At 73.3% G+C, this 20,048-nt stretch carries 18 protein-coding genes; 9 read left to right on the top strand and 9 right to left on the bottom strand.

Annotated features, from left to right (window positions below):
• The first annotated feature begins 41 nt into the window (after nucleotides 1-41).
• The 4 genes from MON03_RS01915 (at nucleotide 42) to MON03_RS01900 (ending at nucleotide 5,297) form a co-directional block, all read left to right on the top strand.
• Nucleotides 42-674 (top strand): response regulator, encoded by a 633-nt coding sequence (locus tag MON03_RS01915; protein ID WP_022903756.1) that lies wholly within the window; start codon nucleotides 42-44, stop codon nucleotides 672-674.
• The gene (locus MON03_RS01910) at nucleotides 667-1,863 is read left to right on the top strand and encodes a histidine kinase (protein ID WP_175328863.1); all 1,197 of its coding nucleotides are present in this window, start codon (nucleotides 667-669) and stop codon (nucleotides 1,861-1,863) included. The genes MON03_RS01915 and MON03_RS01910 overlap by 8 nt, the downstream gene beginning before the upstream one ends.
• 81 nt (nucleotides 1,864-1,944) lie before the next feature.
• Complete coding sequence (locus MON03_RS01905; protein WP_242090183.1) at nucleotides 1,945-4,014, top strand: bifunctional lysylphosphatidylglycerol flippase/synthetase MprF; 2,070 nt, start codon at nucleotides 1,945-1,947, stop codon at nucleotides 4,012-4,014.
• Nucleotides 4,011-5,297 carry an alpha/beta hydrolase gene (locus MON03_RS01900; RefSeq protein ID WP_242090181.1) on the top strand — a complete coding sequence of 429 codons (1,287 nt, stop codon included), beginning with the start codon at nucleotides 4,011-4,013 and terminating at the stop codon, nucleotides 5,295-5,297. The genes MON03_RS01905 and MON03_RS01900 overlap by 4 nt, the downstream gene beginning before the upstream one ends.
• Before the next feature lie 360 nt (nucleotides 5,298-5,657).
• Here the strand turns inward: MON03_RS01900 and MON03_RS01895 are convergent, their stop codons facing one another.
• From MON03_RS01895 to MON03_RS01875, 5 genes are all read right to left on the bottom strand, one after another.
• Complete coding sequence (locus MON03_RS01895; RefSeq protein WP_175328866.1) at nucleotides 5,658-6,233, bottom strand: GNAT family N-acetyltransferase; 576 nt, start codon at nucleotides 6,231-6,233, stop codon at nucleotides 5,658-5,660.
• A gap of 187 nt (nucleotides 6,234-6,420) precedes the next feature.
• Nucleotides 6,421-8,049: a dihydrolipoamide acetyltransferase family protein gene (locus MON03_RS01890; protein ID WP_242090179.1), complete on the bottom strand. Its 1,629-nt coding sequence runs from the start codon at nucleotides 8,047-8,049 to the stop codon at nucleotides 6,421-6,423.
• A gap of 37 nt (nucleotides 8,050-8,086) precedes the next feature.
• Nucleotides 8,087-9,046, bottom strand: a complete 960-nt coding sequence (locus MON03_RS01885; RefSeq protein WP_242091492.1) for an alpha-ketoacid dehydrogenase subunit beta — start codon at nucleotides 9,044-9,046, stop codon at nucleotides 8,087-8,089.
• A gap of 89 nt (nucleotides 9,047-9,135) precedes the next feature.
• Complete coding sequence (locus MON03_RS01880; protein ID WP_242090178.1) at nucleotides 9,136-10,269, bottom strand: thiamine pyrophosphate-dependent enzyme; 1,134 nt, start codon at nucleotides 10,267-10,269, stop codon at nucleotides 9,136-9,138.
• Nucleotides 10,270-10,292: 23 nt separating this feature from the next.
• Nucleotides 10,293-11,372: a histidinol-phosphate transaminase gene (locus MON03_RS01875; protein WP_242090176.1), complete on the bottom strand. Its 1,080-nt coding sequence runs from the start codon at nucleotides 11,370-11,372 to the stop codon at nucleotides 10,293-10,295.
• A gap of 64 nt (nucleotides 11,373-11,436) precedes the next feature.
• Here MON03_RS01875 and MON03_RS01870 point away from each other — a divergent pair, with 64 nt between their 5' ends.
• From MON03_RS01870 to purB, 3 genes are all read left to right on the top strand, one after another.
• Nucleotides 11,437-11,835: a phage holin family protein gene (locus MON03_RS01870; RefSeq protein ID WP_022903765.1), complete on the top strand. Its 399-nt coding sequence runs from the start codon at nucleotides 11,437-11,439 to the stop codon at nucleotides 11,833-11,835.
• Between the two features lie 235 nt (nucleotides 11,836-12,070).
• Nucleotides 12,071-12,583 carry a low molecular weight protein-tyrosine-phosphatase gene (locus tag MON03_RS01865; RefSeq protein ID WP_022903767.1) on the top strand — a complete coding sequence of 171 codons (513 nt, stop codon included), beginning with the start codon at nucleotides 12,071-12,073 and terminating at the stop codon, nucleotides 12,581-12,583.
• Complete coding sequence (gene purB / locus MON03_RS01860; protein ID WP_022903768.1) at nucleotides 12,580-13,965, top strand: adenylosuccinate lyase; 1,386 nt, start codon at nucleotides 12,580-12,582, stop codon at nucleotides 13,963-13,965. Before MON03_RS01865 ends, purB begins: the two co-directional genes overlap by 4 nt.
• 138 nt (nucleotides 13,966-14,103) lie before the next feature.
• On the opposite strand, the gene MON03_RS01855 is transcribed toward purB, so the two are convergent.
• Nucleotides 14,104-15,018 carry a LysR family transcriptional regulator gene (locus tag MON03_RS01855; protein ID WP_022903769.1) on the bottom strand — a complete coding sequence of 305 codons (915 nt, stop codon included), beginning with the start codon at nucleotides 15,016-15,018 and terminating at the stop codon, nucleotides 14,104-14,106.
• Between the two features lie 71 nt (nucleotides 15,019-15,089).
• Between MON03_RS01855 and MON03_RS01850 the strand changes: the two genes are divergently transcribed.
• Nucleotides 15,090-16,142: an EamA family transporter gene (locus tag MON03_RS01850; protein WP_242090174.1), complete on the top strand. Its 1,053-nt coding sequence runs from the start codon at nucleotides 15,090-15,092 to the stop codon at nucleotides 16,140-16,142.
• Here MON03_RS01850 and MON03_RS01845 read toward each other — a convergent pair.
• A complete protein-coding gene (locus tag MON03_RS01845) occupies nucleotides 16,111-17,112 on the bottom strand; it encodes an epimerase (protein WP_242090172.1) in 1,002 nt (333 codons plus the stop codon). The genes MON03_RS01850 and MON03_RS01845 overlap by 32 nt on opposite strands.
• Nucleotides 17,112-17,768 carry a DUF4166 domain-containing protein gene (locus MON03_RS01840; RefSeq protein WP_242090170.1) on the bottom strand — a complete coding sequence of 219 codons (657 nt, stop codon included), beginning with the start codon at nucleotides 17,766-17,768 and terminating at the stop codon, nucleotides 17,112-17,114. The genes MON03_RS01845 and MON03_RS01840 overlap by 1 nt, the downstream gene beginning before the upstream one ends.
• Nucleotides 17,769-17,814: 46 nt before the next feature.
• Between MON03_RS01840 and MON03_RS01835 the strand changes: the two genes are divergently transcribed.
• Nucleotides 17,815-18,729 (top strand): cation diffusion facilitator family transporter, encoded by a 915-nt coding sequence (locus MON03_RS01835; protein ID WP_022902621.1) that lies wholly within the window; start codon nucleotides 17,815-17,817, stop codon nucleotides 18,727-18,729.
• 558 nt (nucleotides 18,730-19,287) lie between these two features.
• On the opposite strand, the gene MON03_RS01830 is transcribed toward MON03_RS01835, so the two are convergent.
• Nucleotides 19,288-19,881, bottom strand: a complete 594-nt coding sequence (locus MON03_RS01830; protein WP_175328872.1) for a hypothetical protein — start codon at nucleotides 19,879-19,881, stop codon at nucleotides 19,288-19,290.
• Nucleotides 19,882-20,048 lie beyond the last annotated feature (167 nt).

The raw sequence follows: 20,048 nt of genomic DNA, 5'->3' as shown, positions 1-20,048 counted from the left end.
CAGTAGCGAGTCCGTCTCCGAACACCAACGCCCGTGACAAGATGACGCCCGTGACCTCGGTGGTGATCGTCGACGACGAGACGCTCGTCCGGTACGGCTTCGAACTCATCCTCGGTGCGGCCCCGGACATCGACGTGGTGGCGACGTCGAACGACGTGGACGCCGTGCGGGTGATCGCTGAGCACCGCCCGGACGTGGTGCTGCTCGACGTCCGCATGCCCCACGTCAACGGGCTGGACGTCCTCCGCGAGCTGCAGTCCCTCACGGACCCGCCCTCGGTCGCGATGCTCACGACCTTCGACGCGGAGGAGTACATCGGTCGGGCGATGGAACTCGGCGCCGCCGGCTTCCTGCTCAAGGACACCGACCCGGAGGCCCTCGCCGAGTACGTCCGCGTCCTCGCCCGCGGTGGCGTCGTGATCGCACCGGGGGTCGACCGTCGACGGCTGTTCGCCGCACGGGCCCCGATCGAGCCGCCGCACCTCAGTGATCGGGAGCGCGCCGTCCTCGCGTGCATCGCCGACGGGGCCAGCAACCCCGAGATCGGACGCCGGCTCGGGGTCAGCACGGGCACCGTCAAGGAGGACGTCCGCGCCCTGCTCGTGACCTTCGGCGTCGCGACGCGGGTCCAGCTGGCGCTGCGCGCCGCCGAGGCAGGACTCCTGGATGGCTGAGCACCGGGACCGGACCCGGCTCGCGCAGGCGCTGCACGACGCCGACGGGAGGCTCGACCGCCTCGTCGACACCGGCCTGCGCTGGGCGCGTGCGCACCGGGCACCGTGGTGGCTGGTCGACGCGCTCTTCGTCGCCGCCGCCGTCGCCGACGCCGTGCTCGACATCTCGGGAGCGACCGCCCTCGAGACCTGGCTGTCGCTCGCCGCCGCCGCGGCGCTGCTGCTCCGACGCCGCGCCCCGGTGCTCGCCTTCGCGCTGACGATGCCCGGCCTGTTCGTCGGGTCGGCGGTCGTCGCGGCGAGCATCGCGCTGTTCACGCTCGGGGAGCGGACCGACCGCCGTTGGCTGATGCTCGTCGCCGCCGCCGTGCAGTTCGTCGGCTTCGCCGGGTTCGTCGGACCGCCGCAGACCATGGGCGAGCTCGTCGTGTCGGTGCTGTACGCCGCCATCTTCGCCATCGGGCCGCTCGCCATCGGGTTGCTCGTCCGGACGCGCGCCCGCCTGACCGAGCAGCTGACCGAGGTCCGTCTGGCCCGCGAGGACGAACGACGGCAGGCCGCCGAGGTCGCGCTCTCCCGCGAACGGGCACTCCTCGCCCGCGAGATGCACGACGTCGTCTCGCACCAGGTCACCCTCATCGCCGTCCAGGCCGGAGCCGTGCAGGTCGCCGGGCGCGACGAGGCCGAGCGCGGCTTCGCCCGCACGATCCGGCAGCTCTGCGTCGTCACGCTGCAGGAGCTCCGCGAGATGGTGCAGGTGCTCCGCGCCTCGGGCGGCACCGCGCGGGAGATCGCCCCGCAGCCGGTGCTCGCCGACCTCCCGCGGCTCATCGCCGACAGCGGCCTCGAGACCACCGCGACCGTGGACCTGCCGGAGACGCTCGGCCAACCCGTGCAGCGTGCCGTGTACCGCTTCGTGCAGGAAGGCCTCACGAACGTGCGCAAGCACGCCCCGGACGCCGCGGTGCGGGTGAGCGCACGCCTCCACGACGGGACCGTGCTCGTCGACCTCGTGAACGGTCCGGCGCGTGCGGACCGCCTCGAGCTCCCCGGGTCCGGGCTCGGGCTCATCGGGCTCGGCGAGCGGGCCTCACTGCTCGGCGGGTCGCTCGAGGCCGGCCCGCAGCCCGGTGACGGCTTCGCCCTGCACCTCCGGATCCCGGCCGAGCACACCCCGCCGGTCGGATGACCGCCCGGTGGCCGATCGGCCATCCGAGGATCACGCCGCGGAGCGATGTGCCCGGGGTGCGGCGACCGCTTCGATGAGACCGTGGCAGTTCCTCCCGTCCTCACCCGTCTCCGCGCGCTCCCGGTCTCCGTCGTCGTGGCGGTCGCCGCGGTGCTCGCGGTCGTCTCCGCGCGGTTGCTGCACTCGGAGCCGGACTTCCCGCACCACCCGCCGGTCGCCTGCCTGGCACTCGCCGCGGTGGTCGCGACGACCGTGGTGGCCGAACGCGCGCTCGGGTCGGTCCGGACCGTCGTCATCGGCGTCGTCGCTCCCGCACTCGCCGTGCTGGCAACGCTCGTCGCGGTGACCGTCGGCTCCGCGCTCGGCGAGGCCCACGCCGAGACGGCGACCGGCCAACCGCTCCTCGCACCCTCGACCGTCGCCGTGGCACTCCTCGGGGCCGCCTCGGCCACGATGACGCTCCAGTGGCGGTGGCGCGTCCGGACGGTCCTGTGGACGGTCGTCCTCACGCTCGTGCTGTTCGCCGGGCACGGATCGGACCTGGCACGTGCCCTGGCGACCCTCCTCGGGACCGCAGCGGGCGCGCTCGTCGCGCACCGTGCCTCCAGGCCGGTCCACCACGAGGCGGACCGAACCGTCCGCGCCCTGCCGCCCGCGCGCACCGTCGTGGTGGCGACGCTGAGCGCGCTCGGAGCGGGCACCCTGGTGACGCTCGTCGTGCCCGACGCCGACGGGGTCCTGTCGCCCTTCGCGGACGCGATGCGCGACGACTCGACCGCCGCGGTCGGGATGCTCCTGCTGTTTGCCGCCTGGCTCGTGCAGCACGGTCGGCGACTCGGCGTCACGATCGCCGTGGGGGTGCTCGTCGTCCTGACCGTCGTGCTCGCGGACGCGTTCCTCATCGAACCCCTGCACGACGGCGGGGTGCAGTGGCAGGGGCTCGGGCTCGACGCACTCGAGTGGCAGGCGACCCTCCTCGGCGCCTGGGTCGTGCCGGCGGTCGTCCTCGCGGTGGTGCTCGGGCTGCACGGGCGTCTCGTCCGGGCACGCTTCCGCGCCGTGGACGGCTCGCAGGCCGCGCTCGTGGCGATGCTCCGCGACGGGGACGCCGGCAGCCTCGGGCACATGGGCACCTGGCACGGGAACGCCACCTGGGTGCACCCGGCGGGGCTGGGTGCGGTGGCGTACCGCGTGCACGGGGACGTCGCGCTGACGGTCTCGGATCCCGTCTGCGCCGCCGCCGACCGCGCAGTCGTCCTCCGGGACTTCGCGGACTCCTGCGAGCGCAAGGGCTGGGTGCCCGCGTTCACGAGCGTGCACGAGCCGGTGCGGGAGATCCTCGCTGCCGACGGCTGGACAGCGCTGCCGGTCGGCGTCGAGGCGGTGCTCGACGTCACGGCGTTCAGCCTGAGCGGCAAGAAGCGGCAGGACCTCCGGACGGCGTCGAACCGCGCCGACCGCGAGGGCGTTCGGGACGCGTGGACGACCTTCGGCGCGCTCTCGGACACGCACCGCCACGAGGTCGAGGCGATCTGCACCCGGTGGGCGGCGGACCGTCGGCTGCCGGAGATGGGCTTCACGCTCGGCGGGCTCCGGGAGCTCGACGACCCCGACGTGCGGCTCATGCTCGCGCTCGACGCCGAGGACCACGTCGTCGGCGTGACGAGCTGGCTACCCGTGTACGAGCACGGGACCCTCACCGGCTGGACGCTCGACGTGATGCGCCGGGGCGAGGGCGGCATGCCCGGGGTGATGGAGTTCCTCATCGCCCGCACCGCACTGCGCGCCCGCGAGGCCGGGCTCACCACGATCAGCCTGTCCGGCACACCGCTGGCCGTGCACCCCGACGCGGGTGCGCTCGTCGCCCGAGGGTCGGCGCTGCTGGCCCGTGTGCTCGAACCCGTGTACGGCTTCCGGTCCCTGCAGCGGTTCAAGGAGAAGTTCGGCGCGCGCCACGAGCCGCTCTGGCTCGTGGTGCCGACCCCGCTGCACGTGCCCCGGGTGGCGCGGGCACTCGCGACCGCGTACGTCCCGGGGCTCCGGCCGAAGCACCTCTGGGCGCTCCGCCAGGCGCACCGGCGGAGTGACGTCACGGCCGCGGGCGCCGAAGCTGGCGGCGCACGTCCCACCTCGCAGGCCGGCCGGGGATGACCGCGACCGAGTGGCTGCTCGCGACACAGCTGCAGGCCCCGTCGAAGCTCGTGCCGATCGACGTGGCGTTCACGGTGGTCGCGCTGCTCGTGCTCCTGCCCGCGGTCCGGCATCGAGGTGTTGCTTGGCGCTCTCCCGTTGCGTGGCGCGGTGTCGGGGTGCGAGCGGGGATCGCCGCAGCCGCAGCCGCGGTCGTGCTCCTCGCCTGCTGGCTGACGAGCGACGTGCTCGACCTGTTCGGGGTGTCCCTCAGCCCGGTGACACGGATGTGGTGCGCGCTCGCTGCCGCGACCCTCGCCCTCGCGGGCACCGCCCTGGTGCAGGGAGGACGCTGGCGCCGCGCGATGGCGATCGTCCTCGTGCCGGCGGCGATGCTCGTCCCGGCGCTCGGGGTCAACGTGGAGTTCGCGAAGTACCCGACCCTCGGCACCGTCGTCGACAGCGACCCGTTCCCGGCGTTCGACGCGCACGCGACGCCGGCGACCACGATGCCGGCGGTGGGCGAGGTGCGCACCGTGGAGATCCCCGGCCGGCGGTCGCACTTCGACGCCAGGCCCGCGGTCGTCTACCTGCCGCCGGCCGCCCTCGTGCGGGACCCGCGGCCGCTGCCCGTCGTCCTCGCGTTCGCCGGGCAACCCGGAGCCCCGAGCGACATGTTCACGGCGGGCCGGATGAGCACCGTGCTCGACGCGTACGCCGCCGCGCACCACGGTCGCGCGCCGATCGTGCTGTCCGTCGACCAGCTCTCCGCACCAGGACGCAACACGATGTGCGTCGACTCGCAGCTCGGCGACGTCGACACCTACGTCACGGAGGACGTCCCAGCATGGACGACCTCACACCTGCCGGTGACCCGGGACCGCGCGCACTGGGGCATGGTCGGGTTCTCGCAGGGGGCGACCTGCGCCGTGCAGTTCCTGACCGGGCACCCGGACGACTTCGGGGCCGCGCTCGCGATCTCGAGTGAGCTGCAGCCGATCGACCAATCGCCGCAGCACAGCGCGGACCAGGCGTTCGGCGGCTCGGTCGCCCGCTGGGAGGCAGCGGCACCGCGGGCGCTCATGGCCGCGCACGAGCCGTACCGCGGGCATGAGCTCTGGCTGACGGCGGGGTCGAGCGACCGCGAGTTCAGCGAGAACGCTCGGGAACTCGGCGCCGCCGCCACCCGGGCCGGCATCCGGACCACGATCGCGTCGGCGCCACGGAGCGGTCACGACTGGAACACCGTGCAGTGGTCGTTGCGGGCGGAGCTGCCGCGGCTGTGCGGCGCGCTGTTCCGCTGACCCGGGGGGGCGACACGGCGGTGCGATGCCATGGTGCGAGGTTGTGCACATGGTGCGAGACCTTGCCCCTCGCACCATGCGCGAAACCTCGCACCGTGCGACGTGGCGGTGGCATGGTGCGAGGTTGTGCACACCGTGCGAGGCCTTGCCCCTCGCACCATGCGCGAAACCTCGCACCGTGCCCCGCGCGGCGTGCACCTCGCACCGTGCGACGTGGCGGTGGCATGGTGCGAGGTTCTGCACACCGTGCGAGACCTTGTCCCTCGCACCACGCGCGAAACCTCGCACCGTGCGGCGAGGGCACCGCACAGGGAGGGCACCGAGCAGCGAGGGCACCGCCCCGCGGGAGCGCGCCAGCGATCAGGCGTGCTCGACGAGCCAGGCGTGCTGCTCGTCGGTGAGGCCGCGGTCGGCCCACACCTGCCGCTCCACCCCGACCGGCGTCGGCGCAGCGGTCGTGCCCTGCCAGACGAGCGAGAGGCCGGCGCGACGGAGCACCACCGCCGACCCCGGGTTGTTCGTGAGCACCCGACCGGTGACCGGCACGTCGGGGGCGGCGTCGTGCGCGGCCCGCACTGCGGCCACGGCGGCCTCGGTCGCGTAGCCGTTGCCCCACGACTCCGGCACGAACCGGTAGCCCAGGTTCCAGACGTGCCCGGCTGTCATGTCCACACCGGCGACACCGAGGAACCCACCGTCATGCACGGAGCGGACCAGCCAGGACCCGAGCCCGTGGCGGATGCGGCCGCCGATCTTCGCCTGGACCAGCGCGACGGTCTGCGCACGGTCGCGGTGCCGACCCTCGGGCAGGTGCTGCCACGTGCGGGCGTCCGAGAAGAGCGCGTGCACGTCGACGACGTCACCGGGCGTCAGCGGTGACAGGAGCAGCCGATCCGTTCGGATCTCCTGCGGGGGGACCAGGAGCTGGTGGACCATGCTCCGATCCTCACCCCGGCCACCGACATCCGGGTGAACTCCGCGGAACTTCCGCGCAACCCGGCCCCGGTCGTGCGGAATCCCGCACGACCGCCGCCGACCGCCACCGCGACCGGGCACCGCCGCCGACCGCCGCCGCCGCAGCACCGCCGCCGCCGCCGCCGCCGCCGACCGCAGCCTCCGACCGTCAGTCGAGCAGCAGCGCTGGCTCCTCGAGCACCGAGGCCACGTCGTGCACGAAGCGCGATGCCACGTCGCCGTCGACGACCCGGTGGTCGAAGGACGCCCCGATGGTCGTCACCATGCGCGAGCGGACCTCGCCGTCGACGACCCACGGCTTCGGCTTGATCGTCCCCATGGCCACGATCGCGACCTCGCCCGGGTTGAGGATCGGCGTCCCGGTGTCCATGCCGAACACCCCGATGTTCGTGATCGACACCGTGCCGTTCGCCATCTGCGCGGGGGTCGTCTTGCCGTCGCGGGCGGTGATCGTGAGCTGCTCGAGCGCCTGCGCCAGTTCGAGGAGCGACATGTCCTGCGCGTCCTTGATGTTCGGGACGATGAGCCCGCGCGGGGTCGCAGCGGCGATGCCGAGGTTGACGAAGTGGTGGACGATGATCTCGCTGTCGGTCCACGTCGAGTTCACCGAGCGGTTGCGACGGACGGCCCAGATGACGGCCTTCGCCACGATGAGCAGCGGCGACACCTTGACCCCGGCGAACGTCGGCGAGGCCTTGAGCCGCTTGACGAACTCCATCGTGTGCGTCGCGTCGACGTCCACGAACAGCGACACGTGCGGAGCGGTGAACGCCGAGGTGGTCATGGCGGTCGCGATGGCCTTGCGGACGCCCTTGACCGGTATGGTCTCGCTGCGCACCTCGCCCCACTCGGGCGTCTCGATGTTGCGGAACACGCTGGCCTGCTTCGCGTGCCGGATCACGTCGTCGCGCGTGATCTCACCCGAGAGGCCCGTCGCGACGATCTCGCTCAACTCGACGCCGAGGTCACGGGCGAGCTTCCGGATCGGCGGCTTGGCGAGGACGTTCGTCGCCACGCTCTGCTTGCGCGGGCGCGTGCCCTGGCTGGCGACGGCGTCGGCGGTCGAGTCCTCACCCGGGTCGGATGCCGCTTCGGCGGCTGCCGCCGCGTCCGCACTGGAGGCGCGGCTCGCCTCGGCCGCGAGGGCTGCGGCCCGGCGGGCTCCCGGCTTCCGACGCGACGGCGCGGAGGTCGCGGAGCCGTACCCCACGAGGACCGCGCCGGACGTCTCGTCGGTGCCGACGACGGCTGCGCCGTCGGCGACGGACGTCGGTGCTGCGGACGGCGCCGCGGCCGCGGGAGCGGCCGGTGCGACGGGAGCCTGCGCGGCGGGAGCGGCCACGGCCGGAGCCGCTGCCGGGGCGGGCGCCGCAGGAGCGGGCGCCGCAGGAGCGGCTGCCGGCGTGGACGCAGCGGGAGCCGGCGCGGCGGGAGCGGGCTCTGCGGGCGCGACCGACGGGGTGGGGGCGACCACGGGCGACACGGGAGCCGCCTCGGCGACGGGGGTGGAGCCTCCCGGCTGGCCACCGGCGACCACGTCCGAGTCGACCCGGATGATCGGCTTGCCGACCTCGACGGTGTCGCCCTCCGCGACGAGCAGGCCCGTCACGGTGCCGGAGAACGGCGACGGGAGCTCCACGAGCGACTTCGCCGTCTCGATCTCCACGAGCACCTGGTCGACGGCGATCTCGTCCCCGATGGCGACACGCCACTGGACGATCTCGGCCTCGGTGAGGCCTTCGCCCACGTCGGGCAGGGGGAATTCGGCGGCGGCCACTACGGCTCCTTCGACGTCGTTCGGGGTCGGACGGGGGTCAGTACGCGAGAGCGCGGTCGACGGCCTCGAGGACGCGGTCGGCGTCCGGGAGGTGGAGGTGCTCGAGCTTCGACACCGGGAACGGGACGTCGAAGCCGGACACCCGCAGCGGGGGCGCCTGCAGCGTGTAGAAGGCACGCTCCGCGACCGTGGCGGCGATCTCGCTGCCGACGCTCACGAAGCCCGACGCCTCTTGTGCGATGACGAGCCGACCGGTCTTCGCGACCGAGGCGAGCAGCGGCTCCCAGTCGATCGGGGAGATCGAGCGGAGGTCCACGACCTCGCAGCTCGTGCCCTCGGACTCGGCGATCTCGGCCGCCTGCATGAGCGTGGCGACCATCGCGCCGTGGCCGACGAGGGTGACCTCGGTGCCGGTGCGGGCGACCCGCGTGGTGTGCATCGGCACGTGGCCGTCGACGAGGTCGACCTGCCCCTTCGGCCAGTAACGGGACTTCGGCTCGAGGAAGACCACCGGGTCCTTCGACGCCACTGCTTCCTGGATCATCCAGTAGGCGTCGTTCGGGGTGCTCGGGCTCACGACCCGGAGGCCGGCGGTGTGCGCGAAGTACGCTTCCGGGGACTCCTGGTGGTGCTCCACGGCACCGATGTGGCCGCCGTAGGGGATCCGGATGACGACCGGCAGCGACATGTGCGCCGGGAGCCGGTTCTGCATCTTCGCGAGCTGCGAGGTGATCTGGTCGAAGCCGGGCCACACGAAGCCGTCGAACTGGATCTCGACGACCGGTCGGTAGCCGCGCAGGGCCAGGCCGATCGCGGTGCCGATGATGCCGGACTCGGCGAGCGGGGTGTCCCGCACGCGCTCGGGGCCGAAGCGGTCCTGCAGGCCCTCGGTGATGCGGAAGACCCCGCCGAGCTGGCCGATGTCCTCGCCCATGAGCAGGACCTTGTCGTCGGCCTCCATCGCGGCGGCGAGCCCGGCGTTGAGCGCCTTGGCCATGGTCAGCGTGGGGGTGGGGTCGCTCGGGACCTCGCCGGCGCCGGGGTGGGCCCGGAGCGTGTAGTCGAAGAGCTGCTCGGTCGTGCTCATCAGTGGGCGCTCCCCTCGAAGCCGGCTTCGTAGTGCTCGAGCCAGGCCTTCTGCTCGGCGACGAGCGGGTGCGGCTCGCGGTAGACGTTGTCGAACATGACGTCGACGGGCGGCGGGGTCAGCTCCACCGTGCGGCGACGGACGTCGGCGGCGAGGTCCTCGCCCTCGGCGTCGAACGCGGCGAACTGCTCGTCGGTCGCGCCCTTCGAGCGGAGGTAGGCCTCGGAGCGCGCGATCGGGTCGCGGCGGACCCAGTCCTCGAGCTCGCCGTCGGCGCGGTACCGACTCGGGTCGTCCGAGCTGGTGTGGGCGCCGATGCGGTAGGTGTCGGCCTCGATGAACGCCGGACCCCGGCCGCTGCGGGCGTGCTCGGTCGCGACGACGGATGCCGTGTAGGACGCGAGGATGTCGTTGCCGTCGATGAGGACGCTCGGGATGCCGAAGCCACGCGGGCGGTCGACGAGCGGGGTCGGCGACTGCACGGTCACCGGGACGGAGATCGCCCAGTGGTTGTTCTGCAGGAAGAACACGACGGGCGCCTGCGTCGAGGTGGCGAAGACGAACGCCTCGTTCACGTCGCCCTGGCTGGTCGCGCCGTCGCCGAAGTACACGATGGAGCATGCGTCGACGTCCGGATCGCCCGTACCGACGACGCCGTCGAGCTTCTGCCCGAGCGCGTACCCGGTCGCGTGCAGCGTCTGCGAGCCGATCACGAGCGTCGAGATGTGCGTGTTCCCACGCTCGTCCGGGTCCCAGCCGCCGTGCGTCTGGCCGCGGTACATCGCGATGATCTCCATCGGCTCGACGCCACGCTCGGTGGTGACGGCGTGCTCGCGGTACGACGGGAAGACGTGGTCCTGGGCGCGGAGCGCGAAGACGGAGCCGGTCTGCGCGGCTTCCTGTCCGTGGCTCGGCACCCAGAGCCCGAGCTGCCCGGTGCGCTGGAGGTTGTGTCCGGCGTGGTCGAACCGGCGGGTGAGCACCATGCGGCGGTGCATCGCCAGCAGGGTCTCGTCCGGGATCGCCCGCGCTGCGGCGGCGAACTCGGCGTTCTCGTCGGTCTCCACGAACCGACCCTCGGGGTCGAGGAGCCGGATGGTGCTCGTCGCGGGAGCCGCGGCGCGGAATGACATGCGGGCCAGCGTAGCGGCAGCGGTCAACGGGCCGATGTGAGGTCCCCCACAAGCGACCGGGCCGTTTCGAGGAGCGTTTCCACAGCCTCGTGCTCGCCGATCGAGATGCGGATGCCCTCCGGTGGGAAGGCGCGGACGATGATCCCCGCGGCCTCGAACGCCTCGGCTGCGGCAGCCGTCCCGGTGCCGGTCGGCAGCCAGACGAAGTTGCCCTGGGCGTCGGGGACGGGCCAGCCCTGGTCGCGCAGCGCGGCGACGATGCGGTCGCGGCTGTCGGCGAGCTCGGCGACGCGTTCGAGCAGTTCGTCCTCGCGCTCGAGGCTCGCGAGCGCCGCGGCCTGCCCCTGCGCGGTGACCGACAGCGGGATCGCGCACGCACGGACGGCGTCGAGCACGTACTGCGGCCCGATCGCGTAGCCGACACGGAGGCCGGCGAGTCCGTACGCCTTCGAGAACGTCCGCAGGACGACCAGGTTCGGGAAGCGTCCGATGAGCGCTCCGCCGCGGACCGCCGCAGGGTCGGTGACGAACTCGGCGTAGGCCTCGTCGAGGACCACGAGCACGGTCGACGGCACGGACGCCATGAACCGGTCGAACTCGTCGGCGGTGACGACCGGGCCCGTGGGGTTGTTCGGCGTGCAGACGATCACCATGCGGGTGCGCTCGGTGACGGCGGCGGCCATCGCGTCGAGGTCGTGCCCGCCGTCCGGCCGGTTCGGCACCTGCACGCTCGTCGCCCCCGCGACGGTGACGACCCCGGGGTAGGCCTCGAAGGACCGCCAGGCGTAGACGACCTCGTCGCCGGGGCCGCTCGTGGCCTTCGCCAGCTCGTGCAGGATCGCGACGCTGCCGGGGGCGACGTGGACCTCGTCCGCGGTGACGTCGAACCGGCGCGCCAGCTCGGCACGGACGGCGAGGGCGGTGGCGTCCGGGTAGCGGTTGAACGCCGTCTGCGCCTGCACGGCCTGCACGACACCGGGCAGCGGCGGGAAGGGGTTCTCGTTGCTCGAGAGCTTGAACGCGTCCGCCGCTGCCTGACGACCCTGCTTGTACGCGGGCAGCACGGCGATGTCGGGACGGATGTGGACGCGCTCGTCGCTCATCCCGTCAGGGTACCGGCAGCGGTCTCGCGGCACGCGCCCTGGTGGGCCCGGGCATCATGGGCGCATGCGATTCCTCGTCCGCCTCGTCGTCAACGCCCTCGCGCTCTGGCTCACCACCCTCCTGGTGAGCGGCGTCTCCGTGACCGCGTTCGGGGACGGCGGCACGACCGCGACCGTCCTCACGTTCCTGCTCGTCGCGTTCGTCTTCGGCCTCGTCAACGCGGTCATCGGGACGATCATCCGGGTTGTCGCGTTCCCGCTGTACATCCTGACCCTCGGGCTCATCTCGTTCGTCGTGAACGCCGTGCTGCTGCTCATCGTCGCCGGGATCTCGACCGCGATCGGCTTCGGGCTGCACGTCGACTCCTTCGGGTGGGGCATCGTGGGCGCCTTCGTCCTGGCCGTCTTCGCCTGGCTGATCGGCCTGTTCGTGCGGCCGGTGCTCGACCGCGGCCGCGCGTGACCGCACCGGGCACCGCCGGACCAGGTGCCTCGGCGCCGCGCACCGCCGGACCGGGTGCCTCGGCGCCGCGCACCGCCGCACCGGGCACCGCCGGACCGCACCTCCGGCGCGCGTGAGCGCGCACGCACCCGACGCCACCACCTGCGTAGTGGAGCCGTCGTCCATGACCCGCACCGTGCCTCCCGGCCGGATCGGGGGTGTCGCCGACCACCGCCTGCTGCGCCATGATGTCCCCATGACCCAGGACGCCGACGCCCCGTTCCGCGTCTCGTTCGTCTGCAGCGGCAACATCTGCCGCTCCCCCATGGCCGGCATCGTGTTCGCGCAGCTCGCCGCCGACGCCGGGATGAGCGACCGGTTCGTCGTCGAGTCCGCGGGCACCGGCGACTGGCACGTCGGCGAGCCGGCGGACGAGCGGACGATCGCGGCCCTCGCCGCGCGCGGATACGATGGGAGCAGGCATCGCGCCCGCCAGTTCGACCCGGACCGGTTCCCGGACCTCGACCTGGTGGTCGCACTCGACCGCTCCCACGAACGCGTCCTGCGGTCGTGGGCACCGACCATGGACGACGCCGCGAAGGTGACGCTCCTGCTGCGGTACGACGACGCCTGGCCCCAGCAGACCGACGTACCGGACCCGTACTACGCGGACCGGCACGAGTTCGACCGAGTGCTCTCGACCGTCGAACGGGCCTGCCGGGCGCTCTTCCGCCAACTCGAGCCGGCAGTCCGTCAGGGAGCCCCATGACCCCCCTTCCCCCGCAGCCGATCAGCCCGCTCGACGGGCGGTACTACCCGATCGTGCACACGGTGGGCGAGCACCTCTCCGAGGCCGGCCTCAACCGCGCCCGCATCGTGGTCGAGGTCGAGTGGCTGGTCTTCCTGACCGACCACGCGATGTTCACCACGTCGCCGCTGAGCGTCGACGACAAGGCCGCACTGCGCCGCGTCGCGGAGACCTTCGGGCAGGAGCAGATCGCCGAGCTCGGCGAGATCGAGGCGACGACCCGGCACGACGTCAAGGCGGTCGAGTACTTCGTCCGCCGGCGGCTGTCGGAGCTCGGCCTCGACGCGATCGCGGAGCTCACCCACTTCGCCGCGACGAGCGAGGACGTCAACAACCTCTCGTACGCCATCACCGTGCGCGACACCGTCGACCAGGTCTGGCTGCCGGCGTTCAAGGCAGTGATCGCGGCGCTCCGCCAGATGGCCGAGGAGCTCAAGGCCGTCCCGATGCTCTCGCACACGCACGGGCAGCCCGCGACGCCGACGACGCTCGGCAAGGAGCTCGCGGTGGTCGTGTACCGCCTGGAGCGGGTGCTCGCGCAGGTCGAGGCGACCGAGTACCTCGGCAAGTTCAGCGGCGCGACGGGCACGTTCTCGGCCCACCTCGCCGCCGACCCCGAGGCCGACTGGCCCGCGCTGTCGAAGGAGTTCGTCGAGGGCCTCGGGCTGACCTGGAACCCGCTGACGACGCAGATCGAGTCGCACGACTGGCAGGCCGAGCTGTACGACCGCGTCCGCCATGCGAACCGCATCCTGCACAACCTCGCCACCGATGTGTGGACCTACATCTCGATGGGGTACTTCACGCAGATTCCGGTCGCGGGTGCCACGGGGTCGTCGACGATGCCGCACAAGATCAACCCGATCCGCTTCGAGAACGCCGAGGCGAACCTCGAGATCTCGTCGGCCCTGTTCTCGACGCTGTCCGAGACCCTCGTCACGAGCCGCCTGCAGCGCGACCTGACCGACTCCACGACGCAGCGGAACATCGGCGTCGCGTTCGGCCACTCCCTGCTCGCGCTCGACAACCTCCGTCGCGGCCTGTCCGAGATCGCCGTCAACGAGGCGCGGCTCGCCGAGGACCTCGACGGCAACTGGGAGGTGCTCGGCGAGGCGATCCAGACGGTCATCCGCGCCGAGGTCACCGCCGGGCAGTCGAACATCGAGGACCCCTACGCGATGCTCAAGGAGCTCACGCGCGGCAAGCGGATCGGCCAGGCGGACCTGGTCGCGTTCGTGAACGGCCTCGACATCTCGGACGGCGCGAAGGCGCGGCTGACGAACCTCACGCCGGCGACGTACACGGGGCTCGCGGACGAGCTGGTCGACCACCTGGACGTCTGACGCTCCACGCCCGACGCTCCAAGTCCGACGCTCCACGTCCGACGGCCGTCCCCGCGAAGCGCGGAGGCGGCCGTCTGCGGTCGTGCGTCACGCATCGGCCTGGAGGCCCGGGTCGGCCCCGCCGCGACCGTCACCGGCTCAGGCGGTGACGTCGTGCGCCTCGGCGACCAGCGCCTCCAGGACGGTCCGCACCCCGGGACGGACCGCACGGTCCGGGCGGACGAGCGCGTCGATGCGACGTCCGGCCCGGACGTCCGCGAGCTCGGCGAGGTGGAACCGGCCCGGCGCCCGTGTGCCCGAGGTCCAGCGCGGCACCAGGGCGATGCCGTGCCCGGCGGCGACGAGGTTCTCGATGAGCGGGAGGTGGATCGTCCGGAAGGCGACGCTCGGCGGAGTGTCCGTCGCGGCCGCGAGCGCGGTGAGCACCCGGTCGATGGGGTAGCTCTCCGGGACCCCGATCCACGTCTCCCCCACGACGTCGTCGATGGCGACCCGACGGCGTCCGGCGAGGGGGTGGTCGGTCGGGAACGCGACGTCGAGCGGCTCGCGCAGCAGCGGGAACGTCCGGAGGCCTGCCCGTCCCGCGGGCGGCGCGCCGTCCGGACGGTGCCCGACGACGACGTCGTGGTCGGCGGCGAGCGGCCCGAACTCGTCCTCGCTGACGTCCACGTCGACGAGCACGAGCTCGATGCCCGGGTGTTCCCGCATCCGGCTGAGGAGGCCGGGGAGCAGGAGCTCGGCGGCCGACGGGAAGATCGCGAGGTCGACCTGGCCGATGGTGCCGCCCAAGTGCTCGCGCCAGGCGGCGTCCACCGCGGCGACGGCGGTGGCCACCCCGGTGGCGAGCCCCGCGAGCACCCGGCCGTCCTCGGTGAGGCAGACGCCGCGGCCCCGACGTTCGACGAGCGGGACCCCGGCCTGCCGCTGGAGGGTGCGGAGCTGCTGCGACACCGCACTCGGGGTGCGGTGGGTGGCCTCGGCGACGGCGGTGACGCTGCCGCGGTCGGCGAGTTCGCGGAGGACCGCGAGGAGCTGCACGTCGAAGTCGACCATGCAGGGACACTACATCGTCGCTGTCGGATCATTCGCTGGTGCTACAGCGTCGTGCTCGCCAGGCTGGAGGCGTGCTCGCTCGTGACCGTCTCCTCGCCGTCGTCGTGGCCGTGGCCTGGGGGCTGAACTTCCCCGCCACCGCCCTGGCGCTCGACCACTTCCCGCCGTTCCTGCTCGCCGCGCTCCGGTTCACCCTGCTCGCGGTGCCGACGGTGCTCTTCGTGCCGCGGCCGCGCATCCCGTTCGGCCGGCTGCTGCTGGTGGGGTTCGGGCTCGGGGTCCTGCAGTTCGCGTTCCTCTACCTGAGCATGGCGTCGGGCATGCCCTCGGGGCTGGCGTCGCTGGTGCTGCAGGCGTCGGCGCCGTTCACGGTCGTCCTCGCCGGGGTCTTCCTGCGGGAGCGCCTCACCGGGCGGCAGGTCGTCGGGGTGACGATCGCGGTGTGCGCGCTCGCGGCGATCGCGGTGCACCGTGCGCAGGCGGCGGCGCTCCTGCCGGTCGTGCTGGCGCTCTGCGGGGCGCTCGGGTGGGCGATCGGCAACGTCGCGACGCGGCGGGCCGGGGCCCCGAACCCGCTGCACCTCACGCTCTGGTGGTCGATCGTGCCGCCGGTGCCGATGGCGGTGCTGTCGGTGGTCGTCGAGGGTCCGTCGCGCATCGGGGAGGCGCTCGGCACGGTCTTCACACGCGCAGCACTGCCGGCCGACCTCGGCCTGCTCTACATCGTCCTCGTGGCGACCCTCGTCGGGTACGGCATCTGGTCGCGGCTGATGGGGACCTACCCGTCGAGCACGGTCGCGCCGTTCTCGATGCTCGTGCCCGTGGTCGGGGTGCTCGCCTCGTGGGCGGCGTTCGGGGAGGTGCCGGACGCGGTCGAGGTCGTGGCGGGGGCGGTCGTCGTGGGGGCCGTGCTGTGGGCGTCGCGGCCGGCGCGGCGGGCTGGGTCGGCGTCGTCCGGGCTGCCACCCGCGGTGTCGTCCTCGGCTGGCGGCGTGCCGGCGCCGTCGCCCGGGGCCGGCGGCGTGCGGGCGCCGTCGCTCGGGGCCGGCGGCGTGCCGGGGGCCGGCGGTGTGCCGGTCCCGTCGCCGACGCTCAGCCCCGATGCTGTCGACGCTCCGCGATGATCCCGGCGAGCGCGCCTCGGAGATCCGGGTACCGGAACTCGTAGCCGGCCTCGAGCAGTCGGGTCGGCACCACCCACCGGCTCTTCAGCACGAGCTCGGTCTCCGTGCGGATCGCGAACGAGCCGAGCTCGAGCATCCACCGGGTCGTCGGGAGGCCGAACCGCCGCCCGACCGCGTCGCGGATCGTCGCCATCACCGTCCGGTTGTCCGAGGGGTTCGGGCTCGACACGTTCACCGGGCCGTCGATCGCCTCGTGGTCGCGCACGAAGCGGATCGCACCGACGACGTCGTCCAGGTGCACCCAGCTGAACCGCTGCCGTCCACGGGTGTGCCGGTGGTGGTGGTACGTGCCGGCGCGGAGCCGGGAGCGGGTCGGGAACCAGGCGCCGTCGTACTGCGGACCACCGAGGCCGGCCTGCGCCAGACGGAGCAGCGGGACGAGGGCGCTGCCGTCGCCGAACACGATCGCCATGCGCAGGGCCACCCGGCGCGTGCCCGGGAGGTCGGCACCGAAGAACGCCTGCTCCCACGCCTTCGCGATCCCGACCGAGAACCCCTCGCCGAGCTCCCCCGTGGCTTCGTCCTGCGGGCGGTCGTCGGCGTGCCGGTAGATGGTCGCGGTGGACGCGTTCACCCACAGCGGGGTCGGGTGCTCGCTCGTCCGGATCGCCTCGGCCAGTTCGAGCGTCGTGTCCACCCGGGAGCGCAGGATCTCCCTGCGGTTCCGTCGTCCGTAGCGGCAGTTGACGCTCTTGCCCGCCATGTTGACGACCAGCGCGGCACCGTCCACGAGCTCGCGGATGCGGAGGGTGTTGCCCCACACGGCGTCGCCCGTGCGGCCCACGGTGACGACCTCGTAGCCCTCGTCCGCGAAGGCGCGGCGCAGGGCCTGCCCGACGAACCCGCTCGCGCCCGCGACGACCACGCGGGGCTTCGGCTCCGGCGTCCCCTGTGTTCCCGGTGTTCCCATCAGCGTTCTCCTTCCGGCACGACGGAGTAGCTGAACGCCCCCTCGTACCGGTACAGCGTGCCGAGGACCGGCATCGCGAGCACCAGGGACACGCGCTGCAGGTCGGCATCGTCATCGAATCGTTCGACGAGCGTCACACGCGGTGCGGTGACGGCCGGGAGGCCCCACTCCCGTCCCAGCGCACGGAACGCCACGTGCGTGGAGACGAGACGAAGCGCACCCGCATCCGGCCCGTCCGTCGGGACCTCCGCGCGGAGCCGCGCGGACACGCGCCCACGGCGGCCGAGGTGGTCGACCAGACCGTCCGGCCCCGCCGTGATCGCGTCGACCATCGTGCGGTCGCCGAATCGGAACCGGAACGTGCGGTGCGCCCGGACCGCGACGTCCCCCGGGCCCGGACCGCGCCCGACGCGCACGGGGCGGTTCTCGACCGTGAAGGGCACGTTGCGCTCCCAGACCGGGAACATCACCGCGTCACGGGCGAACCAGGCCAGGAGCGGCCAGAGCCAGCGGCGCGGTGTCCCCACGACGTCGAACACTCCGGACCCCCGACCGACGTGCCCGACCGGGACCGGGCCGAAGTAGGTGCGCAGGCGGGGGTGGAGCCGGGCGAGGGCGTCCGCGGGGGTGCTCAGCTCGTACGGTGACCGACTCACAGCCTGATCCTGGCACGGCGTCGGCGGCGGTCCCTACGATGTCGGCATGGGACACGACCACGGGCACGCGCACGGCCACGCCTCGGAGCGTGCCCTGCTCGTCGCGTTCTGCGTCTCCGCGGGCATCCTGCTCGCCGAGGTGGTCGGCGCGGTCGTCACCGGGTCCCTGGCGCTGCTGGTGGACGCCGGGCACATGGTGGTCGACACCGGCGGGATCGGCATCGGCCTCGTCGCGACCCGGCTCGCCCGGCGCAGCCCGACCGCGCAGCGCACGTGGGGGTACCAGCGGGCCGAGGTGCTCGGTGCCACCGCGCAGGCGGCCATCCTGCTCGCGGTCGGCGTCTTCGTGATCATCTCCGCGATCCAGCGCCTGGTCGTCCCGGCGGAGATCCACTCCGGGCCCCTGCTCGTGTTCGGCGTGATCGGCCTCGTCGGCAACCTCGTCGCGTACGCGGTGCTCCTCCGGGCCTCGGGCGAGGGGTTCACCTCACGTGCCGCCCGGCTCGAGGTCCTGAACGACACCCTCGGCTCGGTCGCCGTGATCGTCGCGGCCGTGGTGCTCATGGTCACCGGGTGGGAGCGCGCCGACTCGGTCGCCGCCATCCTCATCGGCCTGCTCATCCTGCCGCGGGCGCTCCGGCTGCTGCGCGAGACCGCGAACGTCCTGCTCGAGTCGACGCCGCCCGGGCTCGACCTCGACGCCGTGCGCGGGCACATCCTCGAGCTCGACCACGTGATCGCCGTGCACGACCTGCACGCCACGCTCGTCGCGACGGGCGTGCCGAACCTCACGGCGCACGTGGTGGTGGACGACCACTGCTTCTCGACGGCGCACGCTCCGCGCATCCTCGACGAGTTGCAGCAGTGCGTGGCGGAGCACTTCGACGTGCCCGTGGAGCACTCGACGTTCCAGCTCGAGCCCGCGTCGCACCGGCGGCACGAGCACGAGGTCCACGCCTAGTCGGTCGTGCCGCGGCGGCTCGTCCGCGTCGTCCTGGGGTGGTGGTCGGTCTGCTCCGGCGACGGCGACTTCCCGCGTGCGCAACGAACGACGTCTCCGCTGTCGCACGACGACGACGGCGTCGCACCACAGCGACGGCGACTGCCCGCGTGCGCAACGAACGACCTGTCCGCTGTCGCACGACGACGGCGGCGTCGCACCGCAGCGACGGCGGCGGGGACGTCGCACCACAGCGACGGTGGCGGGGACGTCGCACCGCAGCGACGGCGACTGCCCGCGTGCGCAACGAACGACGTGTCCGCTGTCGCACGACGACGGCGGCGTCGCACCATAGCGACGGTGGCGGGGACGGCGTACTGCAGCCGCGGCGATTGCCCGCGCGCGCAACGAACGACGCGGCCGCTGTCGCACGACCACGGCGGCGTCGCACCGCAGCGACGGCGACTGCCCGCGTGCGCAACGAACGACGTGTCCGCTGTCGCACGACGACGGCTGCGTCGCACCACAGCGGCGACGGCGACGGCGGCAGCGGGGACAGCGGGGCCGCGCCCGCGACGGTCAGCAGCCGTCGGTGCGCGTCGGGTACGCCGTGATCACCCGGTCGGTGGTGGCGGAGACGATGACCTTGACGAACGGCTCGCGATCCGGCCGCGATCCGTCGTCGAACGACACCGGGGCGACGAAGCAGACCTTGCCGTCGCCGGCGTCCTCCGGGTAGCCGGAGCGCGGCGCCGTCAGGGCCGTCCGGACCGCGGTCAGCATGGCGTCGTCCCAGTCCCGGGAGCCGCGCCCGCCGAGGACCTCGGTCCAGTCCTGCTCGTGCCGGACCCGGATGTGCTCGTAGCCCTGGCTCGGGTTGCCGCACTGCAGCACGACCCGCCCGAGGGCATCGGTGTCGTACTGCGCCACGAGCTGCCGGTCGTCGGACGCGCACCCGTCGAGGACGTCCGCGCCGGGCAGGTCGGGGCCGTCGCGGGTGATGACCACGACGCCCTCGTTCCCCGAGGTGGTCCCCGCGGCCGACGGCCCCTCGGCGATGACCGGCTCGTCGACGCTGCGATCGGCGGTGAGGGCGAGCCCGCCCGCGAGCAGACCCGCTGCGAGGACGGCCGCGACCCCGGTGATGACGGACCGGCGGCGCTTCTGGGGCATGCGGCCAGTATGCCGGACCGGCTCCGCGCCTCCAGGCCGGGTCGGACGGGTTCCAGGCCGGGTCGGACAGCTGCGGGCCGGGTCGGACAGCTGCGGGCCACAAGGGCCCGCGAGTGCCCGCGGTGCCGCAGGCGACCGCAGTGGCCGACCGCGTCCGCGGAGCCGCA

This window comes from Curtobacterium sp. DN_7.5 (assembly GCF_022655355.1).
GTDB lineage: Bacteria > Actinomycetota > Actinomycetes > Actinomycetales > Microbacteriaceae > Curtobacterium > Curtobacterium luteum.
The sequence above is the reverse complement of the archived record's forward strand: the minus strand, read 5'-3'. Positions and strand labels throughout refer to the sequence as shown.